The following is a 14,905-nucleotide window of genomic DNA, read 5'->3' as shown; positions in this document are numbered from 1 at the left end:
ACAGCGCCAGAAAGTATATCCCAGATATCTTTCTGACGCTGTTTTTTATTATCTAATCAAAGCTACACAGCAAACTGGCTGTTATAAAGCTGTGCGTAAAATCCATTTTGGGAAAGCAGGCTTTCATGAGTTCCCTGCTCAATGATATGGCCATCCCTCATTACCAGTATCACATCCGCTTCTTTAATCGTAGAAAGACGGTGAGCGACGATAAAACTGGTACGCCCTTCCATCATTTTTCCAAAAGCTTTTTGAATTTTTATCTCGGTTCTGGTATCAATAGATGAAGTGGCTTCATCAAGAATCAGCATGGGAGGAAGGCACAACATAACTCTGGCAATGCATAAAAGCTGCTTCTGGCCTTGGGATAAGTTTCCGCCGTCTTCCGATATAACAGTATCATATCCTTCCGGCATACGCCTGATAAAACTGTGGGCATGAGCCTCCTTTGCCGCAAGAATGATTTCTTCCTCAGCCGCATCCGGCTTTCCATATGCAATATTTTCGCGAATGGTCCCTGATTTAAGCCATGTCTCCTGCAGCACCATACCGTAACTGGTTCTTAAGCTTTGTCTGGTCATATGGCGTATATCTTTCCCATCTACCCGGATGGAACCGGAATCCACATCATAAAAACGCATGAGGAGATTAATTACCGTACTCTTTCCGCAGCCCGTAGGGCCTACGATGGCTACTCTCTGGCCCTTACGTACGTTTAAATTCATATCCTCAATCAAGGCGATCTCAGGATTATAGGAAAAGTACACTTGTTCCAGAGATATCTCTCCCTTTGCATTGCTGAGCACTGCAGCGTCTGGCTCCTCTGGGACCTGAGGCTCCTCATCAATCAGTTCAAACACCCGAGCAGCAGAGGCCAGGGCATTTTGAAGCTCAGTAACCACACCAGATATTTCATTAAATGGCTTTGTATATTGATTGGCATAGCTTAAAAAACTGGAAAGCTGTCCTACGGATAAAAGTCCTTTTACAGCCGCAAAAGCTCCGGCGATTCCAACACTGGCATAAACCAGGCTGTTCACAAAGCGGGTCGCTGGATTGGTAATGGAAGAAAAGAATGTAGCTTTCAGGCTCCAGACACGCAAATCTTCGTTAATATCTTCAAATTTTTCCTGTGCATCGGCTTCATGGGCAAAGGCCTGCACCACCTTCTGATTCCCCAGCATCTCTTCCACAAGAGAAGTCAGCTCCCCTCTGGTCTGAGACTGCATCTTAAACAAGCGGAAGGTCTTTCTTGCAATAAAGCTGGCAACAAACAGTGAAACAGGAGTTACAAGAACCACCACAACCGTTATGCCCGGATTCATGGAAAACATAAAAACCAATGTTCCAAAAATGGTAAGGACTCCGGTGAACAGCTGGGTAAAGCCCATTAGCAGCCCATCGGAAAACTGATCGATATCTGTGATAATCCTGTTTATGATATCTCCGTGAGAATGGGAATCAATATATTTTAAAGGAAGGATCTCCAGCTTATTAAATGCCTGGGTTCTGATATCCTTCACCACCCGGTAGGTAACCAGGTTGTTGATATGGCTCATAAGCCACTGGGCCACCGCTGTTATTGCAATGATGATTCCTATTTGTTTTAAAATCGTCCACATGCCGGCAAAATCAACAGCTCCTGCTCCCACAATGCAGTCAATGGCCCGGCCAGTGAGGATGGGAACGTATAAAGTCAATAAAACTGTGACAAAAGCACAGGCCAGGGAAGCAGCGACTCCCCATTTATAACGGCCAATGCAGCGAAAAATCCGTTTGACAGTGGATCTGTATTTTTTTACGTTCATGTTATTGCACCTCCTCTTTTGACAGCTGGGATAAGCATATTTCCCGGTAAACCTGACAGGAAGTTAACAGCTCCTCATGAGTTCCCCAGCCTGCCATCTGCCCGTCATCTAAGACCAGGATCCTGTCCGCGTTTTTAATACTGGAAGCTCTCTGGGATACCAGGAAAACAGTCATATTCCCGGTACTTTCTTTAATTGCCTTTCTAAGCCTGGCATCAGTAGCAAAATCCAGGGCAGAAGCGCTGTCATCCATGATGAGAATCTGAGGATCTTTTACCAATGCCCTTGCAATGGCTAGTCTCTGCCGCTGCCCGCCGGAAAGATTCCTTCCTCCCGCCTGGATCAGAAGCTCCAGTCCTTCTCCTTTTTCCTCTACAAAATCCTTTGCCTGGGCAGTGGCAAGAGCCTCATAAATCTCATGGTCCGTTGCTTCTTTTTTCCCCCACTTCATATTTTCCCGAAGGGTTCCTTTAAAAAGCACCGCCTTTTGGGGAACAATTCCCACCAGCTCCCTCAACTGTCCCAAAGGATATTGCCTTACGTCAACTCCTCCTACCTTTACGGATCCTTCTGTGACCTCATAAAAACGGGGAATCAGATTTACCAGGGTGGTCTTACCGGAACCTGTTCCTCCGATGATTCCAATGGTCTCCCCCTTCATGACCTGAAAGGATAAACCGCTTAACGCCGCATCCTTGGCCCCTGCATAGGCAAAGGTCATATGGTCAAATTCTACTTCGGGAGCATCCTGTTTTTCTTCCACACCCTTATTCGAAACTTCTGTAATGGCTGGCTCCTGTTCAAACACAGCGTTAATCCGGCCTGCACAGGCTAAGGACTTTGAAATCGTGATAATCAGATTTGCCAGTTTTACAAGCTCTACTAAAATCTGGGACATGTAATTTACTAAAGCAATCACTGCCCCCTGAGTGATGATGCCGCTCTGCACCTGTCTCGCGCCGGTGTTGATCAAAACGATGATCCCCAGGTTGATCAAAACATAGGTAAGGGGATTCATTAAGGCTGAAATCTTTCCTACGAAAACCTGGAAACGTACTAAAAGGCCATTTTCCTCATCAAACCGGCGTATTTCACCATTTTGGCGGTCAAACGCACGGATGACACGGACTCCTTCAAGATTCTCCCTGACAGCCAAGAGCACCTGATCCAATTGCTTCTGCACCTTTTTATACAATGGGATGCTGATCAGCATAATGCCGAAGACAACAATGGAAAGAACCGGGATAAGTACTGCAAAAACCAGAGCTGCCCTGGCATTGATGGTAAATGCCATGATCATGGCACCGCATACCACAAACGGAGAACGAAGGAACAGACGAAGGAATAAATTAACTCCAGACTGTACCTGATTGGCATCGCTGGTAATACGGGTAATCAGGGTCGCAGTTCCAATGGAATCTATTTCCTGGTACGACAGTTTGTTGATATGGGCAAACAAATCATTTCGGAGAGAAGTTCCGAAGCCGGCCGCTGCTTTTGCCGCAAAATACTGGGCCGTAATAGAACAGACAAGGCCTATGACGCCAAGCAGAACCAATAATCCGCCCATCTTAAGTATATAAGGAATATTCTGAGACTTGATCCCTACGTCAATCACCTTTGCCACTACAAGAGGCACCAATAATTCAAAGCAGGCTTCCAGAAGCTTAAATAACGGCCCCATAATGCTTTCTACCTTATAGTCCTTTAAATATTTCAGGAGCTTTTTCATCCTAATATTCCTCCGCTTATAAAAATTAAATACATTTTTGGAATAATACCTTGTAACATTATACCATTTTGGTATAATAATACAATACATAATATGAAATAGAGGATATCCCAATGAATCCAATTAATTCAAAGCAGCTTTATTATTTTACCACAATTGCAGAAACCGGAGGCTTTACAGCAGCAGCAAAAAAGCTGGGGTTATCCCAGCCGCCTCTAAGTAAGCAGATCCTTTTGCTGGAAGAAGAGCTTGGAGTAAAGCTTTTTGAACGTGGCTCCAGGAAAACAGAACTGACGGAAGCAGGTGCTTTTCTCTATTCCAGAGCCAAAGACATCCTGTCCATGATGGACTCCATTGTGGAAGAACTCGATCATTTTCCAACTGCTTCCAAAGGAATTTTAAAGCTGGGAACTATCTCTTCTTCCGGCAATCTGCTTCGCGATTTTTTAAAGATATACTGCTGCACCCATCCAAAGGTCCGGTTTGAGGTCACAGAAGGAAATACCTACGAGCTTCTGGAAAAGATGAAAAACGGGATTGTGGAATGCGCGATTATCAGGACACCTTTTAATGCAGAGGGCTTTGAATGCATGTACGGAAAAGACGAGCCATTAATAGCGGTTGGAAACCCGTCCTTTTTTTCAGGCGTCCCTAAGAATAAAATCAGGCTGACAGACCTTTCCGGCAAGCCCTTGATCTATTACCGCCGGTTTGATTCCATCATCTCCCTGGCCTTCCAAAACAGCGGTATCATGCCCAATGTTTTTTGCCGCAATGATGATGCCAGAACCTGTCTCCAATGGGCAAGTATCGGACTTGGAATCGCTCTGGTGCCTGAATCCATCAGCAAAATAGGAGAACACAAGGACCTCGTATTCAGGGAGATCGACTCTGCGGATACTGTTACCAGAATGGCAGCCGTGTATAAAAAAAATGGCTATGTTTCAAACATAGCCAAAGAATTTGTTTCCTATTTCGGAGAACTGATGTCCCTTTCCTAATCAAAAAGACTTAACTGGGTCACTTCGTAATTCTTTTTATACCCATGAATGATGTCTTTCATCCGGTATAATATGCCATTCCGCTCGCACTCACGGGAAAATACCTGCCATAACTTTCTGGCTCCCGGGCTTGTACATTGATAACTGTTGCCATACCGCCTGATATATTCCGACACCAAATCCTGTTGGGGGAACAGCTCTTTTAGGCGGTCAAAATACCATTCTCTTTGATTATTGCGTAAAGTCACACCAAAAGCCGGATAAATGAAGCTGGCTCCGGCTTCATGGGCGGCTTTTACGATCGAAAGGATATTATCCTCGTTATCCTCCAGAAACGGAAGAACCGGCATCAATAAGATTCCCGTAAATATTCCGTTCTTCCTTAATGCCTCAACCAAAGCCAGGCGCTCCGAGGGACTGGATACATGTGGTTCGATTTTTTTTGCCAGATCGTCATCTGTGGTGGTGACCGTTACCTTACACAGGACAGGGGAATGCTCCATGATTCCTTTTAAAATATCAATGTCCCGCTTAAGAAGGGCACTTTTTGTAGCCACTGCTGCCCCAAAGCCGTATACATCAATAAGCTCAAGGGCGTGCCGCGTTAATTCAAGCTCCTGTTCAAAAGGATTGTAGGGGTCACTCATAGCTCCTGTCCCAACAATGCCGGTTTTCACCTTACGCCTTAAATCATCCCGGATGATCCGAAGGGCATCTTCCTTGACACGCACCGAATCAAAATTATCGATCCGGTAACAGTCTGAACGGCTGTCACAATAAATGCAGCCATGGCAGCACCCTTTATAGATATTCATATTATAGTCAATACCGAACCACTGAGAGCCTTTTGTTCTGGTCACTATGGTCTTTGCAGGAATATTCTCCATTCGTTTTTGTTCCTTTCTTCACTGCCAGCCTGATACTCGTTGGTTTTATTTTATGATTTATGGCAGGATCTGTCAATCATGTACGTATTTCCACCTGCAGGCAGAATGCCTTGATATTTTTTTTGTTCCATGATAATATGCTAATACTAGCGAAGAAATTATGGCAGGAAAAGGAGATATTATGATTCGATTCTTATTGCGCTGTAAACAAATCTATGACAAATACAGCAGGGATGAAATGACTGTATATGCAGCCCAGGCCTCCTTCTTCACCATTATAGCAGCATTTCCCTTTATGATGCTTTTACTGGCTTTGATACAGCTCATCCCATCCATTACGAAAGCCAATTTGCTCCAGCTTATGATTACGATCATCCCAAGTACACTGGAAATGAACAGCTTAATCGTATCTGTTATCGATGACCTTTATACGAATTCTCCGGTAGCTGTCCTTTCCGCTACCGCAGTGGCTGCCATTTGGTCTGCTTCCAAGGGGATGCTCAGCATTGAACGGGGCCTTAACCGGGTATTTGGCCAGGAGAAAAAGCGAAACTATATCGTGACCAGGATCATCTGCGTCGGCTATACCATCATTTTTATGATTATCTGTCTCCTGACCCTTGTTCTGTTGGTCCTTGGAGGTACCATTCAGAGCTTTATGAACCACCACTTTCCGCTGCTGGCCGAGATCACCCAGTATGTTCTTACATTTCGTACCATGCTCGTTTTCATGCTGACGATCTGCTTTGCTGTCCTTTATACTTATGTTCCGGAAAAAAAGCAGCATTTTTTAAGCCAACTGCCCGGAGCAGCATTTTGTACCTTGGGATGGATCGCTTCTTCTTTTGCGTTTTCCATTTATTTTAATAATTTCGGCAATTACTCGGTCATGTACGGAAGCCTTACAGCCATTGTGCTGTTAATGCTGTGGATTTATGCCTGTATCTGCATCCTGTTTTATGGTGCTGAAATCAATTACTATTATTCTTTAAATTGGAAGGAGCATATGCGCTCTTAATGAAAAACCAGGGCTTGCAGAAAATGCATCCCTGGTTTTTCATATTTACATTTTTATTGTTCAGGTAAACAAAGGTGTGGATAAGTATCTGTCCCCAGTATCGGGAAGAATTACAACAATCCTTTTTCCCGCATATTCCGGACGTTTCGCAACTTCTCTGGCTGCCCATACGGCTGCAGAGGAGGAAATTCCCACTAAAATCCCTTCTGTTTGCGCGATTTCCTTTCCCGTCTCGTATGCATCTCCATTTTCCACCGGTATGATTTCATCGTAAACATCAGTATTTAAGATCAAAGGGATAAATCCGGCTCCGATTCCCTGAATTCCATGAGGTCCAGGATTTCCGCCGGAAAGAACCGGCGAGGCGGCAGGTTCTACTGCTATCACCTTTATCTCAGGATTTTTGCTTTTTAAATATTCTCCTGCTCCGGTAATGGTACCTCCGGTTCCCACACCAGCGATAAGAACATCGATCGTTCCATCGGTATCTTCCCATATTTCCGGGCCGGTTGTTTCGTAATGAGCCCTGGAATTGGACGGATTATCAAACTGTCCCAGAATAATGGAACCGGTTATTTCTGTTTGCAGTTCCTTCGCCTTTGCAATGGCGCCAGACATCCCCTTTGATCCTTCTGTCAATACAATTTCCGCGCCATAGGCCTTTAAAAGATTACGCCGTTCCACGCTCATGGTCTCCGGCATGGTAAGAATCGCTTTATATCCTCTCATAGCAGCTATGCTCGCAATACCGATGCCCGTATTGCCGGAAGTCGGTTCTATGATCGTGGCACCAGGCTTTAAGATGCCGGACGTTTCTGCATCCTGAATCATATAGAGAGCCGCCCGGTCCTTAACACTTCCTGCCGGATTAAAATATTCCAGCTTTGCTAGAATGGCAGCCGTCACATGGTGCTTTTTTCCATAATTGGAGAATTCTACCAGGGGTGTATGGCCGATCAGTTCTGATGCACTTTTCTTGATATTTTCCATATTCATCCTCTTTTCAACTGCGAACTATGCGTTCCCTTTTTATTTCAGCAGGGCAGGACCTGCCATCCCAGCCAGAGCTTTATGACAGCTCATACAGGCTGTAATACTTTTCTTTCAGGTACTGAATGAAATAATCCGGGGTAAAATCTTCTCCAGTAGTATCTTTTAATATCTCACGGCTGGTTTTCAGCTTACCAAACTTGTGGATATGTTCTCTTAAATAATCTCTAATAACATCAAGCTTTCCACTTACAAGAAGCTCGTCAAAATCCATTTCTTTTCTCATATGATAATATAACTGCGCTCCAAAAGCATTTCCCAGGGCATAAGACGGGAAATAACCGATCAGCCCCTGAGACCAGTGGATATCCTGCAGGATCCCCTCTGATGGATTTTCCGGGCGTACTCCAAGATATTCTTCATATTTATCTGCCCAGATTTCCGGAAGCTTCTTTAAGTCCACGTCTTCTTCCATGATCATTTTCTCAATTTCATAACGGATCATGATATGAAGATTATAGGTAAGTTCGTCGGCCTCGGTCCGGATAAAGCTTGGCTCCACCTTATTAACTGCATCCATAAACTGCTCAATGGAGATTTCCTTTAATTGTTCAGGATAGAGTTCCTGAAGCTTTCCATAAAGAGGAGTCCAGAAAGCCTGGCTGCGGCCGATGATATTCTCAAAAAACCGGGACTGGGATTCATGCATTCCCATGGAAGTTCCCTGCCCTACTGGTGTCTGTGTGATCTCGTCACTGATTCCAAGTTCATAAATTCCATGACCGGCTTCATGGATCACAGAGAACATGGCGTTATCCATCTTCTCCCGATAACTGGTAGTAATTCTCACATCGTGATTATGGAGATTTGTCGTAAACGGATGGGCGCTTTCTGCAAGCACGCCCTTTGTAAAGTCAAAGCCAACATATTCAGCGAGATAGTGTGCCATTTCTCTTTGTTTTTCCTCAGGATACCCGCCTGATAAAAAAGAATCGTCAATGGCTTTTCCATTCTCCTTGATCTCTTTTAACAGGGGAACTATTTCTTCTTTAAGCCGGCTGAAAAACTCATCCAAAAGCTCCATATTAAATCCTTTTTCAAACTCATCCAATATGACATCATAAAGCTTCTGGCCTTCTTTCTTCCGGTAAGAGGCAAACTTCTTTTTAAATCCGATTACTTTTTCAAGTGTCGGCGCAAAGGAATCAAAATCTTCCTCTTTTTTTGCCTTTGACCAGATTCGGGCTGCCTCGGCGATGAGCTGGGCATTTTCCCGGTACTCATTTGACGGAATACATACCAGTTCTTCTCTGGCCTCCTTCGCTCCCTTGACAATGGCCCGTTCCACATCGGACAGACTTTTATCTTCCTCGCAGTCAGCAATGGTTTTCCCCATGTCTTCCCCTGTCATAACCCTGTAATATTCCTCAGAGAGCGCACCGATCACCCTTGAAGTGTAGGAACCGGCACCTTCCGGTGCAAGAGTTTCATTATCCCATTCAAATAGAACGAGGGAAGTTTGAAGTGCCATAGTCTTTTCCAATAAAGAGGACAAAACCTCATAAGATTTGCTCATAATCTGTTTCTCCTTTATTTCTACTAAGTAAAGAGCCTGATATTTGACTCAAAATCAAGGCGCTCTGTATGAGTGTCTCCAGGCAAGATGAAAAAATACTTTTTAAAATATTATTTACCGGTACCAAATATGGAAGCTTCTTTTATATCAAGGGATTTAAGCCATTTTTTTACTTTTTCCTCCTGATAGGCGTTTGCAGAAAAATCCTCAAGCTCCATATCAATAGGAATATCCGTTTTCATAGTTGCCAGTGTTTTAGAAAGCAGGGCTGCCTTTTCCCCGCACAATTCTTCTTCACTGGTCTTTGTCATCGCTTTATAAGGAGAACGGGTAATCCCCAATTCATTTTTCCAGAAATCCTGGAGTGCTTTCAGGCTCTTTTTATCAGGCTCGGCCTCGTGAATGGAACGGTATATCTCTTCCACTGTGCCGTATTCCCGAAGAAGCGGAGCCGCCGCACTGCTGACCCCCTTTACTCCAGGGATATTATCAGAAGGATCTCCCTGGATTCCCTTTAAATCAGCGATCTGCTCCGGCCGGACACCCTCTTCATTCAGCACCGTATCAGAGGTATATTCAAAAACCTTTTCAGGAAGGTTGACCTCATCTTTCTTTACACTGTAAAAAGAATAATATTTTTTGTACAGTTCGTCCGCTTTCTCCTGCCGTGACTGAACCATCCACGCACGGACATTGTATTCATCATTTACCAGCTGGAGATAATCGTGGTCCTTAGTCAGAAGAATCATGGAAATCTCCTCCCGGAATTTCATAACCAGGCTTCCGGCATAATCATCAGCTTCATACTGTTCACTTAAAAGAACCTGAAAGCCCACGTCTTTTAAGATCTCTTCCATCAGGACGAACTGGCTTTTTAACGGCTCCGGCGTCACTCCCCGGGTCCCCTTATAATCCGGGTACAGCTCTCTGCGAAATGTATCCCTTGTTTTGTCAAATACAAAGGCTATGTGATCCGGCTGCTGCTTTTTCATCAGGGAGACCACCATCTTAAGCATACCGAAAATGGCGTTGGTATAAGTGCCATCCTTTGCATGAAGGATCCTATCATAGTGCTTCTGTTTCTCCTCCTCTGACTTTGCAAACATGATCTCCCTTGGTAAAACCGCATAATAACAGGTCGACAGCATAGAAGAACCGTCAACGACTACAAATTTTCTTTCAGACATGTATTTCTCCATTTCTCAAAATCTTAGTAAAATCAGGTAAAATAATTCTGCAGTTCTGTTTCATTTTTCGTGCCCAGGCGTTTCATGACTTCTTTTCGCTCCTGAGCAGATAATCCCTTCCACAGTTTTTGGACGCGAGGGTCCCCAAAACCGATGTATGGTACTCCATTCCGCTCGCATTCATAGGATGACAAGTAGTGATTGAGAGCACTCCATTCCACATAAAACGTATTGATGCTGCGGCTTAAAGAGCTTACTTTTGCCATGATCCTTCCTCCCTGATAAATATGTGCTATCCCGATCAGATATTCCCTTCCATTATACTCTGAATTTCCATTTATTCATAGTCCAATCATTAAGTTTTAAAATATAATTTTCCTCAAAATACGTTGAACTATGTAGCAATAGGCTATATAATACAGATATCAAGAATAAAAAAAGGGAAGGTACTATCAGAAAATGGAAAAAGAGATCAGATGTCCGTATATTTTATTTAAAATTGCCGGTTCCCTCTATTGCATCAACAGTAAATACATATCAACCATTGTACAGCTGCCAAACTACAGCACAATACCGGCTGCTCCGGCCAATGTGACCGGAATGTTCAAATACCGGGACGAAGTCATACAAATGCTCGACTTACGGGTTACTTTTGGACTAAAATCCATTTCCGATGAGTGCAGGGATTTTGAAGATATGATTGATGCCAGAAAACAGGACCATATTAATTGGGTAAAGGAACTGGAACGTTTTATTGATGAAGGCGGCTCCTTCCACCTGGCAAAAGATCCCCATCAGTGTGCTTTGGGAATATGGTATGACAGCTTTAAAACTGACAACCTTACCATCACCAATCATCTGCGCAAAATAGAGGAGCCTCATGAAAGGCTTCATCTGGCTGCCGATGAAGCAGACCGCTGCAAAAAGGACTGCGAAAACTGCCAGAGAGAGGAATGCCTCCTTAAAATTTTAAAACGGGTAAAGGAAGAATCCATGCCGACCATACTACACCTTTTGGACCAGACAAAGGAATTATTCCGTTCAACGATTTACAAAGAGATGGTTCTTATACTGGATGGCATCAGATGGGGAATCGTAGTTGACGAGATCGTTTCCGTTGAAGAGCTTGATGCGATTGCAGGCAGGGATCAGGATCCCATGGTAAGCCACTGTTCTTATATCAATCAGGTAATGGAGAGTCCTAAAAGTGAAGGTCTTATCTTTGAGCTGAATACAAAGTCCCTATCAGCCAAATTAAAAGAACTGGAAGCTGCTTATTAAAAGATGATTCCATGTGAAAAGAGCCGGAAAAGTTACTGTTTAACTTTTCCGGCTCTTCCAGTGAAAGTCCAGGCACATCCCTGGACTGACCTTTCAGAAATACTTCTTATTGCCCCACAAATTACTCTTCTTTAAATCCAGATATTCATTGTAGGCCTTTTCCAATATTTGTTTTTCATTGGAAAACTTCAGAAGATGATACGCTTCATGGAACTTGTAATATCCTGAATCAATAAAATATTCTTCCCGCTGTGGTTTACTGTAATAGCTGTCGGCCATCATTAGATACCAGTGCACATCCTTCTCCACCATATCTTGAGGCGTGTTAAAAGAGTACTGGCTCTTACCAATGTATTTGATTATGGACGCACTTACGCCTGTCTCTTCCTTTACTTCCCGGAGAGCCGTCTCCTTATACTCTTCACCCGCTTCTACTGTTCCCTTTGGCAAAACCCAACCTTCATACTTATTTTTGTAATTCTTATATAAAACCAGAATTTTACCTCGAAAAATAACCACACCGCCACAACTCGTTGCTTCTATCATTGCAATTCCTCCAGAGTGAAACCGTAACTTCCTTGGGAAGCCCGGTTTTGGTGTGTCACACAGACTGGCTCTAGTATACCTCTTTTTGGTTTCATATGCAAGTGCGTAATTATTGTAAACAACTAGCATTCTTTTTATTGTTTGGAAAAATATATATCAAATAAAGCTCTGGCAATTGGAGCCGCCGCCTGCCCGCCTGAGCCGGCCTCTTCTGCAATTACACATATAACGACTCTTGGATGCTCTGCCGGAGCAAATCCTACAAACCATGCATGGGTTTCCTTACCTTTTTCAAATTCCGCAGATCCGGTCTTTCCGGCTACTGTATAGGCATCGGTCCTAAGGGCAGAGCCTGTTCCCTCTGTTACAACATCCCGCATAAACTCAGTTAATTCAGAAGCTTCCACGGCAGTCATAAGACTCGTATAGGACTGAGGCATAAATTTCTTAATGATATCCCCCCCTACGTTTTCCACCCGGTCAATGAAATAAGGCTTCATAAGAGTTCCGCCGTTGGCAATGGCCGCAGCAATCATGGCATTATGAATGGGCGTGATCTGAGTCTGTCCCTGGCCAATCGCAGTCTGAAGGATCTGCCACGTATCAGCACCGCCTCCCATGGTATAAGAGCTTTTGCTGCTTGCAATGGGTAAGGCCAGATCCGTATTAAAGAGAAGCTGGTCCGCAGTATTCTTTAATCCATTTAAGTCCAGAAGCAGACCAAGATTTGAAAAAGCTCCGTTGCAGGAATTTGCAAATGCCTGTTCCAGATTTTGATGTCCATGAACTGTCTCATGGTAACACCTGATGGTATAATCCCCATTTTTATAAATGCCTTTGCAGTCAAAGGTATAATCCTTATAATTGGACGGATTTTCCCTTATATATTCCAATGCCGTAACCATCTTAAAGGTAGACCCCGGAGGATATAGTCCCTGAGTCGCACGGTTTAATAACTGTCCAGAAGTGTTCTCTTCCGCCACCAGCTGACTCCAGTCTGCAGCCAGGGTATTAGGGTTATAATCCGGTTTGGATACCATGGCAAGGATCTTGCCGGTATCCGGCTCCATCACTACCACTGCCCCTTTTCGCTTGCCTAAGGCATCATAAGCCGTCTTCTGAAGATCCACATCAAGAGTAGAGACAACACTATCCCCCTGATTCTTCTTGCCAGACAGCTCATTTGCCACCTGCTCTACAAGATTTACATGGCTTGTCAGTAGATAAAAATTAGCCAGGGCTTCCAGACCCGTCTTTCCATTGGTGGAATAACCCAGCGCATGGGCAAACAGTGAATCATATGGATAAACTCTTGTTTCCTTTCCCTCTCCGTCCACATCTGTCCTGGCAAGGATCCTGCCGTCATTGCTGTAGATTTCTCCGCGTACCACCCGGTCGGCAAAGCTGTCAAGTCTGGCATTGTAGGAATTATTGATCACACTGTCGCTTTTCACAAGCAAAAAGTAACCAAAATAAACCGCAAGCCCTACAAAAAGTAGTACGACCCCATAGGTAAGTATCAGGATATGGTGATTTGCTTTTGGATTCGGGTTAGCCTTCATATTTTTCTTCTTCCTCTTCATTGCGTTTGAGTATATAAAGTCCCTGGATGATTCCAAAGATGATAAAGGTGCTTAGGATGGAGCTTCCTCCATAACTGACTAAAGGAAGCGTTACTCCTGTGGAAGGGATAAATTTCGTTACTCCTCCTACAGTTAAAAATACCTGAATGATATAAATCGTTCCAAGGCCAAATGCAATCAGCTTATAGAATACCGCCTGCATCCGGCTGGCAATCATCATGAATTGTAAAAAACATCCCAGACAGATAAGAAGGACGCACATGGCAAAGATGCCTCCCAGCTCCTCCGAAATCGCTGAAAATATAAAATCCTTTTCAACCACCGGGATCCTTCTTGGCATCCCACGGTATAGTCCCATACCAAACCAGCCTCCAGTGCCAATGGCAAACAAAGACTGGGTAATCTGGTACCCCTTCCCTGCAATATCCGCCCAGGGGTTTAACCATGCCGATACTCTGGTCCTTACATGCCCGAAAAGCTGATAGGCCAACATGGAGGCAAGAGTCCCTCCTCCAGCCCCGACTAGAAGATACCGCCATTTTCCTGTTGCCACAAAGAGCATGAAAACATAAGTCACAAAGAAAATGAGGGCGCTTCCAAGGTCTTTGGAGGCCACCAGAATGAGCACATGAAGGGCCGCCGCCGAAGTGACAATAAGAACAGTCTTCATGCTGGTGGACCGGTAAAACATAGTGGCTATAAAAAAGACATAAATGATCTTTACAAATTCCGTGGGCTGGAAGGAATAACCTCCGAACTCCAGGGATAGCTGGGCGCCGTAGCTGCTGGTTCCTGCAAGGCATACAATTCCCAGAAGAAGGATTCCTCCAATTCCATAGATCCATGGAATCTTACTCAGCTGCCATACTCTGTCAATGACAAAGGGGATGGCAAATGTCACCAAAGCCGCGGCAGCAACGATCACAAACTGCTTCATGGCCCGGTCAAAAGAAAGCCTGGTCAGCATAATAAAGCCTATGGTAAGAAGCATGCACATATTATTGACCAGCAACCTGGATACATTGCGGTAAATCAGCCGGTACAGGAAAAGGTAACTGAAAAAGAAGATTACCTGGGCCACGTAAAAAACCAGCATCTTTTCATCCTCTGTCTCCAGCCAGATGACCAAATAGGCAAGAAGATGAATGAGAAACATAGCAAAATTCTGGCGTCTGCAAATCTTCCTTTTCCTGATTTCATCCGGAAAGGAAAAAAAACGAAAATTCAAATATGTGTATAATGCAATCAACAGTATCATCAGATATCTGGAGACGTCAATAATCAGATTAATCATAT

General features: G+C 44.1%; 13 protein-coding genes. 3 read left to right on the top strand and 10 right to left on the bottom strand.

The genetic code is table 11. The annotated features are described in order from the left end of the window. Positions 1-62: 62 nt before the first annotated feature. Together H171_RS06955 and H171_RS06950 are read right to left on the bottom strand one after the other, a co-directional pair. Positions 63-1,808 carry an ABC transporter ATP-binding protein gene (locus H171_RS06955; protein WP_100304494.1) on the bottom strand — a complete coding sequence of 582 codons (1,746 nt, stop codon included), beginning with the start codon at positions 1,806-1,808 and terminating at the stop codon, positions 63-65. A 1-nt stretch (position 1,809) separates the two neighbouring features. Then, the gene (locus tag H171_RS06950) at positions 1,810-3,540 is read right to left on the bottom strand and encodes an ABC transporter ATP-binding protein (protein ID WP_100304493.1); all 1,731 of its coding nucleotides are present in this window, start codon (positions 3,538-3,540) and stop codon (positions 1,810-1,812) included. A gap of 113 nt (positions 3,541-3,653) precedes the next feature. Here H171_RS06950 and H171_RS06945 point away from each other — a divergent pair, with 113 nt between their 5' ends. Beyond that, positions 3,654-4,541 (top strand): LysR family transcriptional regulator, encoded by an 888-nt coding sequence (locus H171_RS06945; protein WP_100304492.1) that lies wholly within the window; start codon positions 3,654-3,656, stop codon positions 4,539-4,541. Here the strand turns inward: H171_RS06945 and H171_RS06940 are convergent. Next, complete coding sequence (locus H171_RS06940; RefSeq protein WP_100304491.1) at positions 4,538-5,428, bottom strand: SPL family radical SAM protein; 891 nt, start codon at positions 5,426-5,428, stop codon at positions 4,538-4,540. The genes H171_RS06945 and H171_RS06940 overlap by 4 nt on opposite strands. Positions 5,429-5,609: 181 nt before the next feature. On the opposite strand from H171_RS06940, the gene H171_RS06935 reads away from it, so the two are divergent. After that, positions 5,610-6,446 (top strand): YihY/virulence factor BrkB family protein, encoded by an 837-nt coding sequence (locus tag H171_RS06935; RefSeq protein ID WP_100304490.1) that lies wholly within the window; start codon positions 5,610-5,612, stop codon positions 6,444-6,446. Positions 6,447-6,506: 60 nt separating this feature from the next. Here the strand turns inward: H171_RS06935 and cysK are convergent, their stop codons facing one another. The 4 genes from cysK to H171_RS06915 form a co-directional block, all read right to left on the bottom strand. Further along, positions 6,507-7,436, bottom strand: a complete 930-nt coding sequence (gene cysK / locus H171_RS06930; RefSeq protein WP_100304489.1) for a cysteine synthase A — start codon at positions 7,434-7,436, stop codon at positions 6,507-6,509. 79 nt (positions 7,437-7,515) lie between these two features. Then, entirely contained in the window at positions 7,516-9,012 is a 1,497-nt protein-coding gene (locus H171_RS06925; RefSeq protein ID WP_100304488.1) for a carboxypeptidase M32, read from the bottom strand. Between the two features lie 110 nt (positions 9,013-9,122). Beyond that, positions 9,123-10,199, bottom strand: coding sequence for a 5'-3' exonuclease (locus H171_RS06920; RefSeq protein WP_100304487.1), 1,077 nt, complete (start codon positions 10,197-10,199; stop codon positions 9,123-9,125). Between the two features lie 32 nt (positions 10,200-10,231). Next, a complete protein-coding gene (locus H171_RS06915; RefSeq protein WP_100304486.1) occupies positions 10,232-10,465 on the bottom strand; it encodes a hypothetical protein in 234 nt (77 codons plus the stop codon). 193 nt (positions 10,466-10,658) lie between these two features. Between H171_RS06915 and H171_RS06910 the strand changes: the two genes are divergently transcribed. Further along, positions 10,659-11,480 carry a CZB domain-containing protein gene (locus H171_RS06910; protein WP_100304485.1) on the top strand — a complete coding sequence of 274 codons (822 nt, stop codon included), beginning with the start codon at positions 10,659-10,661 and terminating at the stop codon, positions 11,478-11,480. 93 nt (positions 11,481-11,573) lie between these two features. Here the strand turns inward: H171_RS06910 and H171_RS06905 are convergent, their stop codons facing one another. From H171_RS06905 to H171_RS06895, 3 genes are all read right to left on the bottom strand, one after another. Continuing rightward, positions 11,574-12,026 carry an NUDIX hydrolase gene (locus H171_RS06905; protein WP_002603763.1) on the bottom strand — a complete coding sequence of 151 codons (453 nt, stop codon included), beginning with the start codon at positions 12,024-12,026 and terminating at the stop codon, positions 11,574-11,576. 134 nt (positions 12,027-12,160) lie between these two features. After that, positions 12,161-13,588, bottom strand: a complete 1,428-nt coding sequence (locus H171_RS06900; protein ID WP_330404190.1) for a peptidoglycan D,D-transpeptidase FtsI family protein — start codon at positions 13,586-13,588, stop codon at positions 12,161-12,163. Next, positions 13,578-14,903 carry an FtsW/RodA/SpoVE family cell cycle protein gene (locus H171_RS06895; protein ID WP_100304483.1) on the bottom strand — a complete coding sequence of 442 codons (1,326 nt, stop codon included), beginning with the start codon at positions 14,901-14,903 and terminating at the stop codon, positions 13,578-13,580. Before H171_RS06895 ends, H171_RS06900 begins: the two co-directional genes overlap by 11 nt. Positions 14,904-14,905 lie beyond the last annotated feature (2 nt).

It is taken from the genome of [Clostridium] celerecrescens 18A (assembly GCF_002797975.1).
Lineage (GTDB): Bacteria > Bacillota > Clostridia > Lachnospirales > Lachnospiraceae > Lacrimispora > Lacrimispora celerecrescens.
This window is presented reverse-complemented; position numbering and strand designations above follow the sequence as displayed.